The organism is Pseudomonas sp. GW822-FHT02G04, assembly GCF_058802085.1.
Window position 1 is genome coordinate 86,879 of the sequence record NZ_JBXANU010000006.1, and the last position, 22,743, is coordinate 109,621.

Annotated in this window: 19 protein-coding genes; 11 read left to right on the forward strand and 8 right to left on the reverse strand. The window is 59.5% G+C overall.

From position 1 onward, the window contains the following. Positions 1 to 21 precede the first annotated feature (21 nt). Positions 22 to 279 carry a PA4570 family protein gene (locus tag AC1RO5_RS10530; protein WP_007938432.1) on the forward strand — a complete coding sequence of 86 codons (258 nt, stop codon included), beginning with the start codon at positions 22 to 24 and terminating at the stop codon, positions 277 to 279. A gap of 116 nt (positions 280 to 395) precedes the next feature. On the opposite strand, the gene bamJ is transcribed toward AC1RO5_RS10530, so the two are convergent. The 3 genes from bamJ to AC1RO5_RS10545 form a co-directional block, all read right to left on the reverse strand. Then, positions 396 to 1,013: a BamJ family beta-barrel-assembly machinery protein gene (gene bamJ / locus AC1RO5_RS10535; RefSeq protein ID WP_007938433.1), complete on the reverse strand. Its 618-nt coding sequence runs from the start codon at positions 1,011 to 1,013 to the stop codon at positions 396 to 398. A gap of 130 nt (positions 1,014 to 1,143) precedes the next feature. After that, entirely contained in the window at positions 1,144 to 1,437 is a 294-nt protein-coding gene (locus AC1RO5_RS10540; protein WP_493174827.1) for a DUF6482 family protein, read from the reverse strand. Between the two features lie 134 nt (positions 1,438 to 1,571). Continuing rightward, positions 1,572 to 2,060 carry a TIGR00645 family protein gene (locus AC1RO5_RS10545; protein WP_007938436.1) on the reverse strand — a complete coding sequence of 163 codons (489 nt, stop codon included), beginning with the start codon at positions 2,058 to 2,060 and terminating at the stop codon, positions 1,572 to 1,574. Between the two features lie 160 nt (positions 2,061 to 2,220). Between AC1RO5_RS10545 and AC1RO5_RS10550 the strand changes: the two genes are divergently transcribed. After that, a complete protein-coding gene (locus AC1RO5_RS10550; protein WP_493174828.1) occupies positions 2,221 to 4,050 on the forward strand; it encodes a hypothetical protein in 1,830 nt (609 codons plus the stop codon). A gap of 6 nt (positions 4,051 to 4,056) precedes the next feature. Here AC1RO5_RS10550 and AC1RO5_RS10555 read toward each other — a convergent pair whose 3' ends face one another. Both AC1RO5_RS10555 and AC1RO5_RS10560 read right to left on the reverse strand, forming a co-directional pair. Then, positions 4,057 to 4,398, reverse strand: a complete 342-nt coding sequence (locus AC1RO5_RS10555) for a PA4575 family protein (RefSeq protein WP_019581273.1) — start codon at positions 4,396 to 4,398, stop codon at positions 4,057 to 4,059. A gap of 296 nt (positions 4,399 to 4,694) precedes the next feature. Further along, positions 4,695 to 7,133: a Lon protease family protein gene (locus AC1RO5_RS10560; protein WP_493174829.1), complete on the reverse strand. Its 2,439-nt coding sequence runs from the start codon at positions 7,131 to 7,133 to the stop codon at positions 4,695 to 4,697. Positions 7,134 to 7,418: 285 nt separating this feature from the next. On the opposite strand from AC1RO5_RS10560, the gene AC1RO5_RS10565 reads away from it, so the two are divergent. The 4 genes from AC1RO5_RS10565 to AC1RO5_RS10580 all read left to right on the forward strand — a co-directional run bounded on the left by AC1RO5_RS10565 (position 7,419) and on the right by AC1RO5_RS10580 (position 10,874). After that, positions 7,419 to 7,907: a DUF3015 domain-containing protein gene (locus tag AC1RO5_RS10565; protein ID WP_493174830.1), complete on the forward strand. Its 489-nt coding sequence runs from the start codon at positions 7,419 to 7,421 to the stop codon at positions 7,905 to 7,907. Positions 7,908 to 8,014: 107 nt separating this feature from the next. Further along, positions 8,015 to 9,868: an Lnb N-terminal periplasmic domain-containing protein gene (locus AC1RO5_RS10570; RefSeq protein ID WP_493174831.1), complete on the forward strand. Its 1,854-nt coding sequence runs from the start codon at positions 8,015 to 8,017 to the stop codon at positions 9,866 to 9,868. A gap of 84 nt (positions 9,869 to 9,952) precedes the next feature. Further along, a complete protein-coding gene (locus tag AC1RO5_RS10575; protein ID WP_493174832.1) occupies positions 9,953 to 10,309 on the forward strand; it encodes a hypothetical protein in 357 nt (118 codons plus the stop codon). A 70-nt stretch (positions 10,310 to 10,379) separates the two neighbouring features. Continuing rightward, on the forward strand, positions 10,380 to 10,874 hold the full coding sequence (locus AC1RO5_RS10580; RefSeq protein WP_493174833.1) for a GreA/GreB family elongation factor: 495 nt from the start codon (positions 10,380 to 10,382) through the stop codon (positions 10,872 to 10,874). A gap of 100 nt (positions 10,875 to 10,974) precedes the next feature. Here AC1RO5_RS10580 and ettA read toward each other — a convergent pair whose 3' ends face one another. Next, positions 10,975 to 12,639 carry an energy-dependent translational throttle protein EttA gene (gene ettA, locus AC1RO5_RS10585; RefSeq protein ID WP_493174834.1) on the reverse strand — a complete coding sequence of 555 codons (1,665 nt, stop codon included), beginning with the start codon at positions 12,637 to 12,639 and terminating at the stop codon, positions 10,975 to 10,977. A gap of 277 nt (positions 12,640 to 12,916) precedes the next feature. Between ettA and AC1RO5_RS10590 the strand changes: the two genes are divergently transcribed. The 5 genes from AC1RO5_RS10590 to AC1RO5_RS10610 all read left to right on the forward strand — a co-directional run bounded on the left by AC1RO5_RS10590 (position 12,917) and on the right by AC1RO5_RS10610 (position 21,336). Next, on the forward strand, positions 12,917 to 16,765 hold the full coding sequence (locus tag AC1RO5_RS10590; RefSeq protein WP_493174835.1) for a sensor domain-containing protein: 3,849 nt from the start codon (positions 12,917 to 12,919) through the stop codon (positions 16,763 to 16,765). A 274-nt stretch (positions 16,766 to 17,039) separates the two neighbouring features. Then, positions 17,040 to 18,293, forward strand: a complete 1,254-nt coding sequence (gene glyA / locus AC1RO5_RS10595; RefSeq protein WP_493174836.1) for a serine hydroxymethyltransferase — start codon at positions 17,040 to 17,042, stop codon at positions 18,291 to 18,293. A 255-nt stretch (positions 18,294 to 18,548) separates the two neighbouring features. After that, on the forward strand, positions 18,549 to 19,862 hold the full coding sequence (locus AC1RO5_RS10600; protein ID WP_493174837.1) for a C4-dicarboxylate transporter DctA: 1,314 nt from the start codon (positions 18,549 to 18,551) through the stop codon (positions 19,860 to 19,862). Between the two features lie 53 nt (positions 19,863 to 19,915). Beyond that, positions 19,916 to 20,620, forward strand: a complete 705-nt coding sequence (locus AC1RO5_RS10605; RefSeq protein ID WP_493174838.1) for a FadR/GntR family transcriptional regulator — start codon at positions 19,916 to 19,918, stop codon at positions 20,618 to 20,620. A 26-nt stretch (positions 20,621 to 20,646) separates the two neighbouring features. Then, on the forward strand, positions 20,647 to 21,336 hold the full coding sequence (locus AC1RO5_RS10610; protein ID WP_493174839.1) for a GntR family transcriptional regulator: 690 nt from the start codon (positions 20,647 to 20,649) through the stop codon (positions 21,334 to 21,336). Positions 21,337 to 21,439: 103 nt separating this feature from the next. Here the strand turns inward: AC1RO5_RS10610 and yjiA are convergent, their stop codons facing one another. Together yjiA and AC1RO5_RS10620 are read right to left on the reverse strand one after the other, a co-directional pair. Continuing rightward, entirely contained in the window at positions 21,440 to 22,411 is a 972-nt protein-coding gene (gene yjiA / locus AC1RO5_RS10615) for a GTPase (RefSeq protein WP_493174840.1), read from the reverse strand. 120 nt (positions 22,412 to 22,531) lie between these two features. Continuing rightward, positions 22,532 to 22,729, reverse strand: coding sequence for a YbdD/YjiX family protein (locus tag AC1RO5_RS10620; protein ID WP_007937254.1), 198 nt, complete (start codon positions 22,727 to 22,729; stop codon positions 22,532 to 22,534). Between the last annotated feature and the right edge of the window lie 14 nt (positions 22,730 to 22,743).

A 22,743-nucleotide genomic window follows, 5' to 3' on the forward strand; every position in this document is an offset into this window, starting at 1 on the left:
CCGTCAATGGAGATGAGACTCATGACTTATTTGATCGATGCCTGGCTGGACCGCCCACACCCCTACCTCAGAATCCTGCATCGGGAAACCGGAGAAGTCTGTGCGGTGCTTGAAGAAGAAGCCTTGAACGAGCTGCAGGATCAGGGTGATCTGGACGTCAACGGCCTGAGTTCCAGTGAGCCGGTGGTGCTCAAGGAACTGGTGCGCAATCTGTTTCTGTTCTGCTATGCCCGGGCGCTGCGCCCGACGAATGAGCTGCACAACAAGATCGAAATATGAGTAACACAGCAAATCTCTGTAGGAGCGAAGCTTGCTCGCGAAGCAGGGACCCGGTTTGAGCTTGAAACCGAGTTGATGCGTTCGCGGGCAAGCCTCGCTCCTACAGGATCACAGGATTACAGAACGTCGAGCAGTTCGACGTCGAATACCAATACGCTGTGCGGCGGAATGCTGCCAACGCCTTGAGCGCCGTAAGCCAGTTCGCTCGGCACGTACAGACGCCATTTGCTGCCGGCATTCATCAGTTGCAGGGCTTCGGTCCAGCCAGCGATAACGCCGCCCACCGGGAATTCTGCAGGCTGGCCGCGCTCGTAGGAGCTGTCGAACACAGTGCCGTCGATCAGAGTGCCGTGGTAGTGAGTGCGTACTTGATCTTCACGGGTTGGCTTGGCGCCTTCACCTTGAGTCAGCACTTCAAATTGCAGGCCCGAAGCCAGAGTAGTGATGCCTTCACGCTTGGCGTTTTCAGCCAGGAAAGCCAAACCTTCGCCAGCAGCAGCTTCAGCCTTGGCAGCCGCTTCGGCTTGCATGATCTCGCGGATCACCTTGAAGCTGGCGGACATTTCTTCCTGACCCACACGGCTTGGCTTGCCGGCGAACGCGTCGGTCAAACCAGCCAGGATAGCGTCCAGGCTCACGCCCGGTGGCGGGTTGTCACGCAGTTGGTCGCCCAACTGACGGCCAATGCCGTAGCTGACGCGGGTTTCGTCGGTGGACAGATTTACTTCGGACATGACACTGCTCCGCTGTGCGGACGGCCCTGGAACTTGCCGTGCGTGCACAGCGCATCCCGGAGCGCCCGGAATCAAAAGGGCGAGCAGACTAGCACAGTTGCAGTCACGTTGATGAGCGGCATCAGCCCTGTTACGCAGAACGGAAGGTGCTCGGTAATTTCGGACTTTCCTCGGCGCTGGCACCGCACATTTCATCATGAGCCGAGGTATGTACAACGTTGAATGGCTTGGGGCAGGCATGAAGCACTTCACGCGCATGCTCGACCGAGCGCAGCTGCAATGTCACGCCATGAGCATCGAGCACTGGATGCGCCGCACCATGCATCCGAGCCTCCAGTACGTAGAACACGCCTTCCATCGAGATCAGGTTCAGCTCATCGATCTTTCCGGCGATGGCATACGCATTCAACTCTTGCAGGTTCATGAACGCACCTCATGCAGTGGCGAGCCAGGATCCTTACATGGATATGCCTCGACGCACTAAAGTACAAGCCACAAACGACACCGCCCGTCTGTTTCGCAACAGACGGGCGGTGCGGTGAAGCAAGTAAGAGCGGATCAGTGCTTGGTCAGCTTGTCCAGGTAACCCATGGCAAACGCCGATACCACGAAGGTCATGTGGATGATCACGTACCACTGCAAATGCTCGGGATCGACGTTCTTGGCGTCCATGAAGATTCGCAGCAGGTGGATCGACGAAATCGCCACGATAGAAGCCGCGACCTTCATCTTCAACGAAGACGAATCCATGGTGCCCAGCCAGTTGAGTTTTTCCTTGCTGTCGTCGATGTCCAGTTCGGAAACGAAGTTTTCGTAACCGGAAATCATCACCATCACCAGCAAGCCGCCTACCAGCGCCATGTCGATCAGCGACAACAACACCAGAATCAGATCCGACTCGGCCATCGAGAACACGTTAGGGATGACGTGGATGACTTCCTGGAAGAATTTCAGTGCCAACGCCAGCAAGCCCAGCGACAAACCAAAATAGATCGGCGCCAGTAACCAGCGGGAGGCGTACATTGTATTTTCGATAAAGCGTTCCATTGAATCTCACACAAGGGGCTGGAAATGGCGGCGAGTATAACAGCCGCCTGTTACACCCAGAAACCGCCGGAAAATCCGCAACCTGCGTGTGTGTGACAAAGTTTTTCTGCTAGTGTCCAGATCAATGACAGGTCAGCGACATCGGACAGGAAAACTGGAAATGGATGTGCGATTGCCTTTAACGAGTGCCGGACTTTGCCTCGCATTGCTGCTCGGTGGTTGTTCACCCAGCGATGAGAAACGCCAGGTCAGCCTCGAAGAAAAGACCGCGCAATTCGAAAAGTCTCTGGAGGCGATCAAGGATCCGAAACTCAAGGACGTGGTGACCGAACTCGGCGGTTCACTGCTGCTACTCGAGCGCGCGCAACTCAAGCTCGACAGTAAACCGGTGGTCACCGAATACGGCGAAGATGCCCTCGCCGTGTTCAAGCACTACCCCACGCCCCAGGCGCTGGTCGACACCTACATCAACGGGCTGCTCGTGCTGCACAAGGAGTCCAGCTCGGATTACCTGACCGATCTGCAACCGGTATTCCCCCTTCACTTCAACACCCCTGGCGCATTCCTTTTCCCTCATGACCTGGAATGGCAATCGGTTACCCTCAGCAACAAGCGCGTCATCGCGTTTCAGCCGGAATGGTCAGAAACCGACCCCGGAATCCAGCTGAGCCCGTCGAGCTCCAACCTGACCAACCCCGATGATTTGACGGTGACCTACCCCTTCATCGAAGGCCTGGGTGTGGACAAGAAGAACCTGCCACAACCAGTGAGCCTGCAAGGCAAGGTGGAGGTCATCGCCCCGCGCCGACTCTACAGCTTCGACCTGACGAAAAAGGACATCGGCCAGACGCGCACCAATGACAACCTCAGTGTCACGCTGCTGAAACTGGCCAATAACTATGCCGAAATCGAATTCAGTAACAGCGCGCCGCCGGCCCCCGAGGTTCGCGATACACCGCCCAACCCGCTGATCGTTCAGGCCAGGGACACCACCGGGCAATTCCTCTCGCGCTCGGGCGCGATCAATGAAACCGCCGCGCAAATTGCGTTCTATCAAAAACAACTGGCGCAAATGCAACAGCAGAAGGCTTGGAGCGAAGCTTTCGAAAAACAGCTCGAAGACGATCAGCGTGCGTTTGAAAAGCAACAAACCCGGCATTACGCCAAGGTGTACTTCAACGGGTCGATCGACACACTCGAAGTCAGTCTGCTGGACTTCTCGGCGGTCACGGTGACCCGCAAGAGCCTGAACCTGCCGGTACGCCGCTTCGACCCGCACACTACGGAAAAAACCATCCAGCCACTGGCCTTGCCCGCGGTGGTATACGACGACCAGGCTGCGACCTGGCTCAAGGGTGCAACGCTGAGCGAGGCGCAACTGAAAAAAAGCATCAGCATCAGCCAGTCGGTCGATGATCCGAGCGCCGCGCGCATCGATTTCGATCACCCCAGAAGTTTCAATGACGAACTGCTCGGCACCTCGTTCAATCCCGGCGAAAGTCCCGTGACGTTCTTTACCCAAGACAGCAATGGCCGGCGCGACGGGCCGATCGAGCTGCCACCGGAGGCGTATCAGGTCGACCCGCTACGCAGCAGCATCACCTACGATCTGAATCTGTTTGCAGAAACTCCGGCCTACGCGGTGGGCTCCATGCCGCTGTTCCTGGCGACTGTCGACAAGCAAACCTACGACGCCCACCAACTGCCCAAGGGCCTGGCGCTCAAAGGGAATGAGTTGGTGGTTGATCTGAGGCTGTTCCCCGACCAGGACTGGCGCTTTTTCGCCAAGGACGACAGTGGCAACTATCTGAGGGAGATTCTTTCGGTCAGTCACGACGCGAACGCGCAAGGCCCGGGGTTATTCGCAGTGCATTACTTCTACGGCCAGCCCACACGTCTGGAAACTTATCAGCGAACCAACCTCACCACCGTGCAATACGGTTTCGAGGTCAAACTCGACAAGACCGAGCCTGCCAACCTGGATCAATAGCCTGGATCAGCCCTCGGGCCGAAACCCGGGACCGGCAAGGTTGTGGAAACGGCCACCGTTGATCTCTCGCAACTGGGCTTGCAGGTGCAGGCACCAGATTTGCGGGTCATCGGCCAGCTCGTAGCCATGCAGAGTCAGACTTTCAACGATGGTGTCGAGGATCGATTCAGCCACGACCGGCCCACGGAACGGGCCTTGAGCCTTGATGGCTGAAGGTTGCTCGCCGGCCATTCCGGCGGCAAAAAGCAAGGTCCACATGCCCGTATCTCCCGCCAGCGGGCGGATAGCACATTCGATACGGGTCACAAGGCCCAAGCATTGACGGGTGAGGCAGAGGTTGCGCGACATGGCGGCGACCCTCGGTAGATCCGGTATTCAGCCTCCACGGGAAGGCTGTCTCGATCCAGTGATAACTGTCGATATCCTTGAGCAGAGAATAGAAGAAAAGTCCGGTTCGCACGCGGACCGCGGCCAGAAGGCGCCGAGTGGTCACCGTGCAAATATTGACGCCAGACTTGTGGCGAGCAGCTTGTCGGCCCCTTGTAGGAGCGAGGCTTGCCCGCGAAGGTGGCGAATCAGACAACATTGATGTCGACTGACACGGCCTCTTCGCGGGCAAGCCTCGCTCCTACAAGGCGAACAACTCAGGCTGGTTTGACTTCCAGCAATGCTTCCTGCGCCAACTCCTTTTCGGCCTCCTTGAGGTCTTCCTCGCTGACCATTTCCGCGATCACCCGCAAGCGTTCCACCACCCGCGCGTTGACGCTGCCCTCGGGAAAGTCGCCATTCTCATCCGGCGTACCGGCCGGCTCGCCGACCAGCAGGCTCAGCGCCTCGTCGGCCTGGCGCACTGCGTAGACATGGAACTGCCCCGCGCGCACCGCTGCCAGCACCTTCTCGTCGAGCATCAGCGTGGCGACGTTGGCCTGAGGAATGATCGCCCCCTGCTCGCCCGTCAGGCCGCGAGCTTCGCAAAGCCGGAAGAAGCCTTCGATCTTCTCGTTGACCCCGCCTACCGCCTGCACTTCACCGAACTGGTTGATCGAACCGGTAATCGCAAAGCACTGCTTGAGTGGAGTTTTCGACAAGGCCGAGATCAGCGTGCAGGCCTCGCCCAACGATGCGCTGTCGCCGTCGACGTAACCGTAGGACTGCTCCAGGGCGATGCTCGCGGAAATCGCCAACGGGAATTCCTGGGCATAACGGCTGCCCAGATACCCGGTGAGGATCATCACGCCTTTGGAGTGAATCGGCTGACCGAGGTTGACCTCGCGCTCGATGTCGACGATGCCGCTGCCGCCCGGATACACCGTGGCGGAAATCCGCGCCGGTATCCCGAAGGCCGAATCGCCGACTTCCAGCACCGTCAGCCCGTTGCACTTGCCGACCGCCGCGCCATCGGTGTCGATCAGAATGATCCCGGCCAGCATGTCATCGAGAATCCGCGCCGAAACCCGCCCGGTACGGGTGGCCTTGGCCTTGAGTGCACGCTCGATGTGCCCGGCGTCAGTCATCTCGTCGCCCGCCAGGTCGCGAATGAAATCCGCCTCGCTGACCAGTTGGAACAGATCACCAATCCGCGCCGACAAACGCCCCTGGTGCTCGGCCAGACGCGCGCTGTAAGTCGCCAGGCGCGCCACCGCATCGGCGGTCAGCGGTGCCATGCCTTCCTCGGATGTACGGGTTTTGAGCAACTGGGCGAACTGCTCCAGGCTCTCGTCGACCATCGGGATGTCTTCGTCGAAATCCACCAGGACGCGGAACATCTCCTGGAAGTCCGGATCGAGGTCTTGCAGCGTGTAGTAGAGCTGCCGGGCGCCGATGATCACGACTTTGACCTGCAACGGAATGTGTTGCGGTGTCAGCGTCACGGTGGCCAGACGGCCCAGTTCACCCAGTGGCGATTCCATTTTCAGTTTGCGCGATTGTATGGCGCGCTTGAGCGCATCCCACACGAATGGCTCGCTGAGCATTTTTTCCGCTTCGAGGATCAGGAAACCGCCGTTGGCCCGGTGCAGAGCACCCGGTCGCAGCTGCCGATAGGTGGTGTAGAGCGCGCCCTGATCGGTGCTGTATTCGATGCGGCCGAACAGGTTGTCGTAGGTCGGGTGCGGCTCGAACACCACCGGCGCACCGCCGCTGAACGGATGCCCCACCACCAGGCTCGGGGCGTATTGTTCTTCAAGCAATTTACGGGCGACGGCGTCGGTCTTGCTGTCGTCCACCAGTTGCTCGACCACCGTTTTGAGCAGGTACACCTGCATCGCTTGCAGGTAACCGCAAACGCCTGCGTTTTCCGCGTACTTTTCCGACAGCGGCGCCAACAATGGCTGCAAGGCCAGGGTGATGGTTTCTTCGTTGAGTTGACGCAGTTGATTACTCGACTCGCGCTTCCATTGCGGCAGGCTGGCGAGTTCTTCGTTCAACCGCTCTTCGAGCCCGGAGATGTCGTCGTGAAAGCGCTCGCGCTCGGCTTCCGGCAACTGGGCGAATTCCGCCTCATCCAGGGCCTTGCCTTCGCTCATCGGTGTGAAGGCAATGTTGCTGCTGTCGCGGTAGAGCGCGACGTCTTTCTCCAGCGCCAGACGTTCGATCACATCCAGTGCACGGTCATAACGCTGGTTGAACGCGCGGTCGATGGCGCTTTTCTTCTGCTGGTAGGACGGGTGCTCGAACACCGCCGGAAAGGTCGCCAGCAAATTGTCGATCAAGCCGTTGATGTCACCGATAAAGGCGCCAGCGGTGCCCGACGGCAACTCCAGGGCGCGAGGCTCGCGCGGCTCATCGAAATTATTGACGTAGACCCAGTCCGCCGGGGTCTGCAGGCGTTTGCCTTCGGCCTTGAGGTAGCGCTTGACGAACGAAAACCGGCCAGTGCCGGGCTCGCCCATGACAAATACGTTGTAACCGGGGCGTGGCATGGCCACACCGAACTGCAAGGCTTCGACCGCACGTTCCTGGCCAAGCACACCGCGGAAGGGCTCCAGATCATTGGTGGTAGAGAAGCTGAACTGTTCAGCGGAAAACGGACGGGTCAGCGCTTCAGGCGCTAGACGCAAGCTGGCAGCAACAGGATCAGGCATCGGGCTTCCTTACATCAGGCGGGGCAGATAGCGGCATTCTGGCGCTGCCTGCACCTCACTGGCAAGGCGCGCCTCAAGCCAAAGCATAGACAAACCCTCAGCCCCGGGCCGCGCGAGCCAAAATCAATGTTTTCAGGGAATGTCTCGCAAAAAATCACGGAACCCCTGGAACCTGCCTAAACTCCAAACTGCGCGGCTGGAACGCAATAAACGAATAACCGGCCCACTGGCACCATTAGGGGCCAGCACCCTGTCCATTGGTATGCACACAAAGAGAACATAGCTATGAAACGGATTCTTCTTGGTACTCTCTTCACCGCTGTATCCATCAACGCCATGGCTCAGGCGCCAGGCGGTCCGGACTGCGGTTGGGGCAACATGCTGTTCGAAGGTCAGCGTGGCACCCCGGCACACTTCCTCGCATCCACCACCAACGGCACCTCCGGCAACGCAACTTTCGGCATGACCTCCGGTACCAACGGTTGCGCGACCAATGCGGCGCTGACCTATGGCGGCAAATCCTGGATTGCCATGAATGGCATGATGAACGAGTTGTCCGAAGACATGGCTAAAGGTCAGGGCGAAGCGCTGACCACTTACGCCGTGGTACTGGGCGTGGCACCGCAAGATCGTGCGTATTTCGCCGCTGTGACTCATCAGCACTTCCAGCAAATTTTCAGCAAAGCGGATGTGACCGCTGAAGATGTGCACACCAATACCCTGGCCGTATTGAAGAACGATCCTCGTCTGGCCAAGTACGCCACTCAAGCTTAAGCTCGACCCGTCCCGCTCTCTTTGGGGAGCGGGTTTTATTTTTTGACCCTGGCCCTTTTTGGCCTGCCCCTTTGGGTCTTTGTTTCTTTCGACTTAAGTTGCTCACTATGCTCAAACGCCTTGCCTGGCTGGCGCTCTGTGTCTGCGCCCCGCTGTCCGCCGCGCCCCACATCGACAATCAACGTTTGCAGCAACTGGCCAACGACCCCTTCTGGATTTCCCTGGGTCATTACGAAACCGCCAAGCTCGGTGGCTGGCGCAGCTATGTCAGCGACAAAAAATTCTTTCTTGCCCCCGACGGCAACGAACACCCCGAGCGTGAACTGACGGCGACCGTACAGGCGCTGTACGCCCCGGCCAGTGCCGGCGAGCAGCATGCGCAATGCGTCTACCCGGCCCGTACTCGCTGGCTCAAGACGCAACTTGACCTGACAGATCTGCCGTCACCGGACTGTGCTGAATTCAAGCAATGGTTCAAGGACGTTTCGCCCCACAGCGCGGTGATGATTTTCCCGGCTGCCTACCTGAACAGCCCGTCGTCGATGTTCGGCCACACCCTGCTGCGCATCGATCAGGCCAATGTACAGAACGACAAGACCTCGCTGCTCAGTTACGCAATCAACTTTGGCGCCTACATCGAAGGTTCGGACAACAGCATTCTGTATGCCTGGAAAGGCCTGATGGGCGGCTATCCGGGGCTGTTTGCGCTGGTGCCGTACCAGGAAAAACTCTCGGAATACCGTAGCCTCGAGAACCGCGACCTGTGGGAATACCGCCTGAACCTGACCCAGCAGGAAACCGAGCGCATGGTCGAGCATGTCTGGGAGCTCAAGCAGATCCAGTTCGATTACTTCTTCTTCGATGAAAACTGCTCCTATCGCCTGCTTGAGCTGCTGCAAGTGGCGCGGCCGAACCTGAGGTTAACCGAGCAATTCCCGTTGACCGCTATCCCCACCGACACCGTCAAAGCGGTGAAACAGGCCGGGCTGGTGGAATCGATCGAATATCGCCCGTCCCGCGAGCGGGAGCTGTTGAGCCGTGCAGAGCCGTTGACCGATGAAGAGCAGCAGTGGGTGCTGAAAGTCAGCGCCGATCAGAAACAATTGCAGGAGCCGGCATTCAAGGCACAACCGCGCGAGCGCCAGGCATTGATCATCGATGCGGCTTATCGCCTGGAGCGTTATCGCGCCAACGGTCAGGAACGTGACCCGCAACGGGCTCAGCGCAGTTTCGAATTGCTGCGCGCGATCAATCAAAACCCGCCTCCGGAACTGGACATTGCGCGACCTGGCTTGCCTGAGGATGGCCACGAGTCCCGCACATGGCAGGCTGGCATCGGCACCCGGGGTGACAAAGCCTTCGGCGAATATGGCCTGCGCATGGCCTACCACGACCTCAACGACAACGCCGAAAGCTTCCCCCTTGGCGCGCAGATCGAAATCCTGCAGATGAAGCTGCGCCAATACGAAGGCAATCACTGGCAGTTGCAGCAACTGGACCTGGCGACCATCCGCTCCCTGACCCCGCGCAACGCGCTGTTGCAGCCGCTGTCGTGGCAAGTCACCGGCGGCCTGGAACGTGTACCGGGCAAGCATGATGACGAAACCCTGGTCAGTCATGTCAACGGTGGCGGCGGCGGGACCTGGCAACTGGGCGACGACATGCTCGGGTTCGCCTTGGGCACCGTGCGTGTGGAGCACAACAACGACTTCGCCGGTTTCATTGCCCCGGCGGCAGGCTTCAACAGTGGCCTGCTGTGGAAAAACCCGTTGGGTAATTTCAGCCTGGAAGCCAAGGGCGATTACTTCACCAATGGCGAAGTGCGCCGGAGCATGAGCGTGAATCAGCAGTGGGAATTGTCGCGTAACCTCGGTTTGCGCCTGAGTGCCCAACGCGAATTCAGCCACCTGGCGTCACCTGAAAACGAAGTGATGCTTGAAGTGAAGTGGTATCACTATTGATCTTTTGACCTTTCTTTCACTCCCATCCGACAAATCCGCTTCTAGACTTCCCCTATAGGCCGTTGAACGGCCCTGGAGTCCGAGATGTGGCGTTGCGTGGGAGTGTTGGGGTTATTGGTCTTGATCACAGGGTGTCAGTCGACCCACGAGGATCTGATCGCCAGGGGTTATCCGCCGGCGTTCGCCGATGGCTTCGATGACGGTTGCAGCAGTGGCCGGCAAGCCGCCGGGGCGATTACCGGTGAATTTCGCAAAAACGTCCCACGCTACCTCAAGGACAAGCAATACGCCGAAGGCTGGACCGATGGCTTCCGTCAATGCCAGGCCATGCGCGAAAACGAGGATCGAAACGAGTACAGGGAACGCCATTGGGATGAGCGCGAAAGGGCCTGGCAACGAGAGAAAGACCGGGACGCCGCGCGAGCCTATCGCTCGCAATAAGTCGTTTACAGACATTCGTCGAAACTTAAAGCACGCGACCATGGCCCAAACCCTATAACGGGAGAACAACATGAGTCGCGCCTTCGTCAATGAAGATAACGCTGCCGCGCAAGCCGACCTGCCAGTCGAACGACAGGTCAGCGCGCAGCCCAATTACGTCACGCCCGCCGGGCTCGCACAGCTTCAGGCGAAAGTCACCGAGCTGCAAAACCTGCTCGACGAGGAAAGCGCCAAAGGTGACCTGGCCGACAAGCAGCGCCAGGCCGACCTCGATCGCGACTGGCGCTACTTCAAGCAGCGCCTGCAAAGTGCGCAGTTGGTCGCACAAGCCTCCTCGACCGACAAAGTGCAGATCGGCAACTGGGTGACCTTTGCCGACGAGCACGATCATGAGCAGCGCGTGCAATTGGTCGGAGAAGACCAGGCGGATGCCGCCCATGGCTTGATCAATTGGAGTTCGCCGCTGGGTCGGGCGTTGCTGGGCGCGCACAAGGGCGATGAGGTGTTGTGGAAGCGGCCGGCGGGGGATTTGGTGATTGAGGTTCTGGCGATAGAGATCGAGTGAATTTGATGACGCCTTCGCGGGCAAGCCTCGCTCCTACAACGCCCATAAAAAACGGAGCCCCCGAACGAAGGCTCCGTTTTTTTATGCAACCAGCCTGAAATCAGGCCAGTTTCTTGTGCCGTACGCGGTGCGGCTGGGAGGCCGCTTCGCCGAGGCGTTTCTTGCGATCGGCTTCGTACTCGGTGTAGTTGCCTTCGAAGAACACCGCTTGCGAGTCGTCTTCGTACGCCAGGATGTGCGTCGCGACGCGGTCAAGGAACCACCGATCGTGAGAGATCACAATGGCGGCGCCCGGGAAGTCCAGCAAGGCTTCTTCCAGGGAACGCAGGGTTTCAACGTCGAGGTCGTTGGACGGTTCGTCGAGCAGCAGGACGTTGCCGCCCTCTTTCAGGGTAAGGGCCAGGTGCAAGCGACCACGCTCACCACCGGACAGGTCCTTGACGAACTTCTGCTGATCGCCGCCCTTGAAGTTGAAACGACCGACGTAGGTACGCGACGGGATCTCGTAGCTGCCGATGCGAATCTGGTCGGAACCGTCGGAGATCTGCTGGAACACAGTCTTGCTGCCATCCAGGTCTTCACGGCTCTGATCGACGCACGCCAGTTGCACGGTTTCGCCGACTTCGATGCTGCCCGAATCCGGCGTTTCCTTGCCCATCAGCATGCGGAACAGGGTCGATTTACCGGCACCGTTACCGCCGATCACGCCAACGATGGCGCCTTTAGGCATGGAGAACGACAGGTTGTCGATCAGCACGCGATCGCCGTAGCCCTTGGTGACATTCTTGAACTCGATGACCTTGTCGCCCAGGCGCGGACCGGCCGGGATGTAGATCTCGTTGGTTTCGCTGCGCTTCTGGAATTCCTGCGATTGCATTTCTTCGAAGCGTTGCAGACGAGCCTTGGATTTGGACTGGCGGGCCTTGGCGCCTTTGCGCACCCACTCCAGTTCTTCCTTCATGGCCTTTTCATGGGCCGATTGCTGCTTGGATTCGGCCGCCAGACGATCGGACTTGGCTTCGAGCCAACCCGAATAGTTGCCCTCGTACGGGATACCGGCGCCGCGGTCGAGTTCGAGGATCCAGCCGGCAACGTTGTCCAGGAAGTAACGGTCGTGCGTGATCGCAACCACGGTGCCCGGGAAATCGTGCAGGAAATGCTCCAGCCAGGCGACGGAATCGGCGTCCAGGTGGTTGGTTGGTTCGTCGAGCAGCAGCATGTCCGGGGCGGACAGCAGCAGGCGGCACAGGGCCACACGACGCTTTTCACCACCGGAAAGATGTTCAACCTTGGCATCCCAGGCCGGCAGACGCAGTGCATCGGCAGCGACTTCCAGTTGGCGATCCAGGTTGTGGCCATCGCTGGCCTGCAGGATGGCTTCAAGTTTGGCTTGCTCTGCAGCCAGCTTGTCGAAGTCGGCATCCGGATCGGCGTAGGCCGCGTAGACCTCGTCCAGACGCGCCTGGGCGTCCTTGATCACGCTGACCGCTTCCTCGACCACTTCACGCACGGTCTTGGTCGGGTCCAGGATCGGTTCTTGCGGCAGGTAGCCGATGTTCAGCTCCGGCATCGGACGGGCTTCGCCGTCGAACTCGGTGTCGACGCCCGCCATGATTTTCAGCAGCGTGGACTTACCCGAACCGTTGAGGCCGAGGACGCCGATTTTGGCGCCGGGGAAGAACGACAGCGAAATGTTTTTCAGGATTTCCCGCTTCGGCGGAACAACTTTGCCCAGCCGATGCATGGTGAAGACGTATTGAGCCATGGAGAACCTAGGGTCAGTGACTGATGAATGATTGGAGCGCAGGCGATGCCCGGCCAGGCCATGCGCGTCGTTCGTTTGATGGGTATCAAGGCGGCGCGCTGAAAAAACCTAGGAGCTGGAACGCTCCCGCGTAACCGGCAAAGCTACCTCATTGACAGAAGGCAGTCCAGCCGAGCGGGACTGGCACTTCGCCACAACTCAAGGCATGCTAGCCGCCCTTCGGGCGTCCGGCTTATAGTGCACGCGCGCCAGTCCAGCCAAACCGCAGGATTACAGTTTGTCCAATGTCACTCCGCCACCGTCCGCGAGCGTGCTCAACCCTGGGCTCGGCTCGCCCCTGCGCGGAAGCTTGAAGGGCGCGCTGGCGACTCTGGTGCTGTTGCTGCTCGCACTGCTGTTCTGGCAGTTGCTGGATCAGCTGCGCGAAACCCAGAAAAACCAGCGCCAGTACACCATCGACTACACCGCCGATCTGGCTTCTCAAGTCAGCCTCAACATGGCGCTCAACGCCCAGATCGCCCTTAATCTGCTACCGATCGTCGAACAACCGCAAAGCGCCGACGAACAGCAGGCGTTGCTGCGCAAACTGCAACAGGCTCTGCCCGACCTGCGCAGCCTGGCGCTGCTTAGCCCCTCCGGAAAAGTCCTCGGCGACAGCGCCGTCGACAGCCAGGACGCCAACTACCTGAGCGAACTGGTCCAGCGCAGCCGTGCCCAGGCTCACTATTTCAGCAATGCCGATGACGGTTCGGTGGTGCACCTGCTCCTGCATCAGGCTAGCGGCAGCACCCGCGGCTACTGGGCCCTGCGCCTGACACCGACGTTTTTCTCTTCGCTGACCAAACAGGGCGACGCCGGCATCCGCCCCCTGTGGCTGGTGGAAAATCGCATCAATCATCAGATCATCAGTCGCGATGACGCCCTGCCCTCAGCCAAACCCGCGGTGCTGACACCCGACGAACTGACCAACAGCGTGTTGACCGTCCCCCTGAGCGGCAGCGACTGGCAACTGCGCGGGCTGTTCGACCGGCAGCGGGTGATCGAACAACTGCTGCCGGCGTTCATCGGCAAATGCCTGCTGGGACTGGCCTTCTCGCTGTTACCGTTCGTCGCTTTACTGAACATCCGTCGCCGCCAACGCCAACTGCATGAAGGCCGCCGACGCTATCAGGACATCTTCGAAGGCACCGGCGTTGCCCTGTGCGTGCTCGACCTGTCCGGGCTCAAAAGTTTTTTCGACAAGGCGCAACTCACCAGCAGCGAGCAGTTGAGAACCTGGCTCGAGATACCGGAGCAACGCCAGCAACTGTTGCAGGAATTGCGCATCACCGAAGTCAACCAGGTCGCCCTGCAACTGCTCAACGTCAATTCTTGCGACCAGGCCTGGAAACTGCTGATCAACGGCTGCCCACTGGACTGCACGGCCATCGGCAATCAAGTACTCGAAGCGGTGCTCCACCAGCAGAAACAGCTTGAGCTGGAAATCAAACTCCAGGATGCCAATGGCCGCGACCAGCACTTGTGGCTGGTGCTGCGCCTGCCGGAAGATCAGCCCGACTATAGAGCGGTGATCCTGAGCATCAGCGACATTACCAGCCGAAAACTCATAGAGCTTTCGCTGCTGGAGCGTGAAGGGTTCTGGTCCGATGTGGTGCGTACCGTGCCGGATCACCTGTATGTGCAGGACGTGATCAGCCAGCGGATGATCTTCAGCAACCATCACCTGGGGCAGACGCTGGGTTACAACCGCACCGAGCTGCACCAGATGGGCGAGTACTTCTGGGAAATCCTCCTGCACCCGGAAGATGCCGACTACTACCACCGATCGCGCCAATCCCAGCGCCACGCCGGTTACACCCAATTGCTGCAATGCCAGCTGCGCTTCCGTCATCGCGATGGCAAATGGCGACGTTTCGACATTCGCGAACAGGCCCTGGCGCGGGACAAGCACGATCAGGTCACGCGCATCATCGGCGTGGCCAAGGACATCACCGAGCAGATCGAAGCCAGTGAATCCCTGCGCGACAGCGAGCAGCGCTACCGGATGCTCGCCGAAAGCATCAGCGACGTGATTTTCTCCACCGACAGCAAGATGGCGCTCAATTACGTCAGCCCTTCGGTGCAAGCGGTGCTGGGCTTCGACGCCGACTGGATATTCCAGAACGGCTGGCAATCGACCATTGCCAACCCGCAACAACTGAGCGGCATCTACAGCCTGATGGACCGGGTCAGCAAAGCGCTGGATAAACCCGATCAACTGGCGCTGCTGCGCAGTCAGGTACAGACCCAACTGTTTTTGTTCGACTGCCTGCGGGCCGATGGGCGCAAGATTCCCATCGAGCTGCGTCTGGTACTGGTCTGGGACGAACACGGCGCCTTCGAAGGCGTGCTCGGGGTCGGTCGCGACATCAGCCAGCAGCGCCGGGCCGAGAAAGACCTGCGCATGGCAGCCACGGTATTCGAGCATTCGACCTCGGCGATTCTGATCACTGACCCGGCCGGCTACATCGTCCAGGCCAACGAGGCCTTCAGTCGCGTCAGCGGCTATGCGGTGTCCCAGGTGCTCGACCAGTTGCCGAACATGCTCACCGTCGACGAGCAGCAGGAAGCTCATCTGCGCTATGTGCTCAAGCAATTGCATCAGCACAGCACCTGGGAAGGCGAAGTCTGGCTCAAGCGTCGCAACGGCGAACACTATCCGGCCTGGGTCGGGATTACGGCGGTGCTCGACGACGAAGGCGACCTGGCCAGCTATGTGTGTTTCTTCAGTGACATCAGCGAACGCAAGGCGAGTGAGCAACGGATTCACCGCCTCGCCTATTACGACGCCCTGACCCACCTGCCCAACCGCACGCTGTTCCAGGATCGCCTGCACACCGCGCTGCAATCGGCCGAACGGCAGAAGTCCTGGGTGGTGCTGATGTTCCTCGACCTGGACCGCTTCAAGCCGATCAACGACTCCCTGGGCCATGCCGCCGGCGACCGCATGCTCAAGGAAATGGCCGCGCGCCTGCTCGGCTGCGTCGACGATGACGACACCGTGGCGCGCATGGGCGGTGATGAGTTCACGTTGCTGCTGCAACCGCGGGTCAACCGTGAGATCGCGCTGAACCGGGCGATTCACGTGGCCGAACAGATCCTCGCCAGCCTGGTGAAACCGTTCGTGCTCGAAGGCCGCGAGTTCTTCGTCACCGCCAGTATCGGCATCGCCCTTAGCCCTCAGGACGGCAGCGAACTCAGCCAGCTGATGAAGAACGCCGACACCGCGATGTACCACGCCAAGGAGCGCGGCAAGAACAACTTCCAGTTCTATCAGGCCGACATGAACGCCAGCGCCCTGGAGCGTCTGGAGCTGGAAAGCGATTTGCGCCACGCCCTGGAACAAAACGAATTCGTGCTGTACTACCAGCCGCAATTCAGCGGCGACGGCAAACGCCTGACCGGCGCCGAAGCCCTGCTGCGCTGGCGCCATCCGCGCCGCGGTCTGGTGCCGCCGGGGGATTTCATTCCGGTGCTCGAAGAGCTCGGGCTGGTGGTGGATGTCGGCGACTGGGTGATCGGTGAGGCCTGTCGTCAACTCAAGACCTGGCACCAGGCCAAGGTGCGGGTGCCGAAGGTTTCGGTGAATATTTCGGCCCGGCAGTTCTCCGACGGGCAGCTCGGCACGCGGATCGCCACCATCCTCAAGGAAACCGGCCTGCCGCCGGCGTGCCTGGAGCTGGAGCTGACCGAAAGTATCCTGATGCGCGAAGTCAGCGAAGCGATGCAGATTCTTGCCGGTCTGAAAAACCTCGGCCTGAGCATTGCGGTCGACGACTTCGGCACCGGCTACTCATCGCTCAACTACCTCAAGCAATTCCCGATCGATGTGCTGAAAATCGACCGCACCTTCGTTGATGGCCTGCCGTCGGGTGAACAGGATGCGCAGATTGCCCGGGCGATCATCGCCATGGCCCACAGCCTCAATCTGGCGGTAATCGCCGAGGGTGTGGAAACCCATGAGCAACTCGACTTCCTGCGCGAGCATGGCTGCGATGAGGTTCAGGGCTACCTGTTCGGCCGCCCGATGCCGGCCAGCCGGTTCGAAGCGCAGTTCAGCAATGATGCGTTGTTCATGTTCGACTGAAGAGGAACTTCTGTGGCGAGGAGGCTTGCTCCCGTTGGGTCGCGAAGCGGCCCCAAAACCTGCGATGACATTTCTTCAGACAAACCGCATTCGCGCAAATTACGACTGCTTCGCAGCCGAACGGGGGCAAGCCCCCTCGCCACAGACGCCACAGACACTGAAAATCCTGCGCATGAACACCACTTGTCTGCGACATGATGTCCTTTCATATGCCATCTAAAACCCATTGGGTTAGAATGCCCCCCTTTTCTGCCCCCGATCCTTGAGGACCGCCATGTTCAGCCGTGATTTGACTATTGCCAAGTACGACGCCGATCTCTTTGCCGCCATGGAGCAAGAAGCTCAGCGCCAGGAAGAGCACATTGAGCTGATCGCTTCGGAAAACTACACCAGCCCTGCGGTGATGGAAGCTCAAGGCTCGGTACTGACCAATAAGTACGCCGAAGGTTACCCGGGCAAGCGCTACTACGGCGGTTGCGAGTTCGTCGATGTGGTCGAGCAACTGGCCATCGACCGTGCCAAAGAACTGTTCGGCGCCGATTACGCCAACGTTCAGCCGCACGCCGGTTCGCAAGCCAACAGCGCCGTTTACCTGGCCCTGCTGCAAGCGGGCGACACCATTCTGGGCATGAGCCTGGCTCACGGCGGTCACCTGACCCACGGTGCCAGCGTTTCCTCCTCCGGCAAGCTGTACAACGCCGTTCAGTACGGCATCGACGCTAATGGCCTGATCGACTACGACGAAGTCGAGCGCCTGGCTGTTGAGCACAAGCCGAAAATGATCGTGGCCGGTTTCTCTGCCTACTCGCAGGTTCTGGACTTCCCACGCTTTCGCGCTATCGCTGACAAGGTTGGTGCTTACCTGTTCGTCGACATGGCCCACGTGGCCGGTCTGGTCGCCGCTGGCGTCTACCCGAACCCGGTGCCTTTCGCTGACGTGGTGACCACCACCACCCACAAAACCCTGCGCGGTCCACGTGGCGGCCTGATCCTGGCTCGCGCCAACGCCGACATCGAGAAGAAGCTGAACTCCGCAGTATTCCCGGGCGCCCAGGGCGGCCCGCTGGAGCACGTGATCGCTGCCAAGGCGATCTGCTTCAAGGAAGCGCTGCAGCCTGAGTTCAAGGCCTACCAGCAACAAGTGGTGAAAAACGCCCAGGCCATGGCCGGCGTGTTCATCGAGCGCGGTTTCGACGTGGTGTCGGGCGGTACTCAGAACCACCTGTTCCTGCTGTCGCTGATCAAGCAGGAAATCTCCGGTAAAGACGCCGACGCCGCACTGGGCAAAGCGTTCATCACCGTGAACAAGAACTCGGTACCGAACGATCCACGCTCCCCGTTCGTCACCTCCGGCCTGCGTTTCGGTACCCCGGCTGTGACTACTCGCGGCTTCAAGGAAGCAGAGTGCAAAGAGCTGGCCGGCTGGATCTGCGACATCCTGGCTGACCTGAACAACGAAGCGGTGATCGACGCCGTTCGTGAGAAGGTCAAGGCCATCTGCAAGAAACTGCCGGTATACGGCGCTTAATTGCACCGCTAAATCGCAGTAATGAAAAAACCGGCCAGTGATGGCCGGTTTTTTTTCGTCCGTCATAAAGATTCAATGGGACCGGCACCACTGGTCAGACCGGTCATGCCAATTTTTAGATTTTCACTTGTAATCCCGAAAAAACTCAGCGTAGACTGCGCCTGCACTGGACATACCGGTAAGACCACAATAATTAAGTCCTGAATCTGATGCGCCCCGCGCACGGCAGCCAGGACACCGACCAGGATTCCTCCCATGCTCAGATGGTGCTCGCGTTCAATCTTCCTTCAAGTGGTTCTCGGACTGGTGCTCGGCATCGTCTGCGGGCTGGCCCTTCCCGAATACTCCGCCCAACTCAAACCCCTCGGCGACGGCTTCATCAAACTGATCAAGATGCTCATTGGCCTGATCGTGTTTTGCGTGGTGGTCAGCGGCATCAGCGGTGCCGGTGACCTGAAGAAGGTCGGCCGCATTGGCCTCAAGTCGGTGATCTACTTCGAAATACTGACCACCATCGCGCTGGTGATCGGCCTGGTGTTCGCCTTCACTACCGGCATCGGCAGCGGCGCGAACATTCATCTGGAGCAGCTCTCCGCCGCCGACATGGGCGACATTGCCCAGCGCGGACAGCACATGCACACCACCACGCAGTTCCTGATGGACCTGATTCCGACGTCGGTGATCGGCGCCTTCGCCGACAACAACATCCTGCAAGTCCTGCTGTTTTCGGTGCTGTTCGGCAGCGCGCTGAACCTGGTGGGTGAAGCGGCGTCGGGTATTTCCCGGCTGATCAACGAGCTGAGCCATGTGATCTTCCGCATCATGGGCATGATTGTGCGCCTGGCGCCGATCGGCGTCTTCGGCGCCATCGCCTTCACCACCAGTAAATATGGCCTGGACTCGCTGCAACACTTGGGCAGCCTGGTCGGCCTGTTTTACCTGACTTGCGCGGCATTCGTGGCGCTGATACTCGGCCTGGTGATGCGCCTCTCGGGTCTGCGGATGTGGCCGCTGCTCAAGTACCTGCGCGAAGAACTGCTGATCGTCATGGGCACCGCTTCTTCCGACGCCGTGCTGCCACAAATCATGCGCAAGCTTGAGCATCTGGGCATCGGCAGCTCCACGGTCGGGCTGGTGATTCCGACCGGGTATTCGTTCAACCTTGATGGTTTTTCGATCTACCTGACCCTGGCCATTGTATTCATCGCCAATGCCACCGGCACGCCGCTGGCCATGACTGACCTGCTGACGATTCTGCTGGTGTCGCTGATCACCTCCAAAGGTGCCCACGGAATTCCCGGCTCGGCGCTGGTGATTCTCGCCGCCACCCTGACAGCGATCCCGGCAATTCCGGTGGTGGGCCTGGTGCTGGTGCTGGCGGTGGACTGGTTCATGGGCATCGGCCGGGCGCTGACCAATTTGATTGGTAACTGCGTCGCCACGGTGGCCATCGCTCGCTGGGAAAAGGACATCGATATCCAACGGGCAAACAAAGTGCTTTCCGGCCAAGTGGGATATACCTTCCAGCCGAGAAAACCGGTGGTCCCGGCGCATCAGCAGGAATTTTAAACAACATGTGCCTGCCCACGGGCGGGCACATTTATCGCGACTTGGAGCGAACAGTGATTACCTCGTCAACCGTCGTAAATTCAGTGGTAGAAAAACTTCGGGCCGCGCTGGCCCGCGGTCAGTGGCGCTCCGGCGACATGCTGCCGGGCCAGCGTGAACTGGCCGAACAACTGGGCATCAGCCGCCCAAGCCTGCGTGAAGCGGTGATCGTGCTGGAAACCCTCGGGCTGGTGCGCTCGATGCCGGGCAAAGGCGTGGTGGTGCTGGAGGCCAATCTCAGCGACAGCCAAAGCCATGACAGCGCGGTCGCCGGGGCCAGCCTGGAAGACGTGCTGCAACTGCGCTACACCCTCGAACCGTTCATCGTCGGCCTGGTGGCACAGTCCATCAGCAGCAAGGAAGTCGGGCAACTGCGCCTGACCCTGATGGACATGCGCGAAGCCCTGGAAGCCAATGACAGCGAGGCCGGTGTGAACGCCTACATCGCGTTCCACGAAGAGTTGTTCACCCTGACCTCGAACCCGATTTTCCAGAGCGTGGTGCAGCAGACCAGCAATGCCCTCAAGCAAAGCGCCGACGTGCTGCGCAATTCTCCGGAGCACTTGGCAGAACGTCTCGAGGAAAACGAAGCGGTGGTGCGCGCCATCCGCAGCAAGAACAGCGCCCAGGCCAGTGCAGAGATGCGTCGACACATCCTTAGCGAAGGCCAACGGATGGGCATCGAATTGAACATCCCGGATGACCACCTCGGCAGTTGACCCCCTCTTCGAACTGGAGACAGGCCATGAACAGCTTCGCCTCACCACAAACTCTTGTTGCCCTGCCCTTTCGCCCACCGGTGGATGATCTCTATTCGCGGATCTTCGACGCGATTCTCGAACAGCGCATCAATGCGGCCAGCCGCTTTACCGAAGATAGCCTGGCGCAGATGTTCGGTGCCAGGCGCAGTGACATCCGTAGTGTGCTGACGCAGCTGTCCCATCAGCAGGTCATCATCCTGCGGACCAATCATCGTCCCCGGGTCGCCGAGCCCGATGCCGAACAGACCCGTCAGACTCTTCATGCCCGCCGTCTGACCGAAATCACGCTGGTGAAACTTGCCTGCCAGCAACCTCGTGCGCAAAACCTGAAGCGCCTGCGTGCCTTGATCGAAAGCGAACGCCAATGTAAGGAGCGTGGTCCATCGATCCGGTTATCGGGGGAGTTTCACTTGCAACTGGCCGAAATGGCGGGAAATGCACCGCTGGCGCATTTTCTTGGCAGTTTGGTGCCGCTGACTTCGTTGGCGATTGCGCAGTATGACGCTCAGACCGGTGATTATTGCGGCTGGCAGGAGCACATGGGGATTGTCGATGCGGTGGAACGTGGGAATGTGGTGATGGCCGAAATGTTGATGCACCGACATCTGGATCATCTTGAGGAGGTACTGCTGCACTCTGGATCAGTAGTCAGCCAGAATCGTGTTGCCGGGTAGATTGCCGTCGCGAGCAGGCTCGATCCCACATTAGAAATGCATTCCCTTGTGGGAGCGAGCCTGCTCGCGACGACGGCATCAGGCCCGCTGAAAATGTCGGGGCTTACTGCGCCGCAACCCGCGCAAACCCCTCGCGAATCTTCTCTTCCGGCAACTCATCGGCGATGAACACGATCACGCTTTCGCGCGTGTCATCGTCCGCCCACTCGGTATCCCAATCGAAGCCGTACAGTTTCAGCACCCCCTGAAACACCATGCGCCGCGGCTCGCCAAGGATGTTCAAAACGCCTTTGTAGCGCAGCAGTTGTTTGCCATGCTCTTCCAGCAGTTCATTCATGAACTCGCTGAGCTTGTCGATATCCAGCGGCTTGTCGGTACGCAGCACCAGGCTGGAAATGCGATCGATGGAGGGCGCCTTGCTCACCGGGCGCAAACTCACGCCACCACCGAGGTCGGCATTGAGGTTGAAGCCACGCACATCGAGCAATTCGACCAGATCAATCTTGCCGTGGTCGACCACACGAATCGGTGCGCGACGGTTGATGCGGGTCAGGCGTTCGCTGAGGGCCGTGAAGGTCGGCTCATCCACCAGATCGCGCTTGCTCACCAGCAAGCGGTCGGCAAAACCGATCTGCGCCTGGGCGATGGTCTGGGTCAGGTGCAGGTCGGCGTGGGCCGCGTCCACCAAGGTGATGATGCCGTCGAGGATGTAGCGCTCACGCAGCTCTTCATCGATGAAAAAGGTTTGCGCCACCGGGGCCGGGTCAGCCAGGCCGGTGCATTCGATCACCAGACGGTCGAAGGCAATTTCACCGCTGTCCAGGCGTTCGAGCAACAGGTACAGCGCTTTGGTCAAATCGGTGTGGATGGTGCAGCAGACGCAGCCGTTGGACAGCGTCATCACTTGCACTGGCTCGTCGCCCAACAGTTGGGTGTCGATGCCGGCGTCACTGAATTCGTTTTCGATCACGGCGATTTTCAAGCCGTGCTCGGCTTTGAGCAGGTGGCGCAGCAAGGTGGTTTTACCAGCGCCGAGGAAGCCGCTGAGGATCGTGACAGGGATTGGCGCTAACAAAATAAGATCTCCCGGACGCAAAAAACTGTAGGAGCCAGGCTTGCCGGCAAAAGCGTCTTGACGATCGCCTTCGCCGGAAAGCCGTGCTCCTACAGTGGTGTGTTGCCTAAACCGCGTACATCAACAGCACTTCGGTCCACCCTTGCCACCGTAACGAGCCTCCTGACGTTCGCGAAAGAACGCCTCGTAGCTCATCACCGGTTTGTCCGGGTGTTTGGTCTGCATATGCTCGACGTAGTTGTCGTAGTCGGGCATGCCGACCATCAGGCGCGCGGCCTGACCGAGGTATTTACCGAGGCGACTCAGGTCATTGAACATGGTGCAATCCTCAG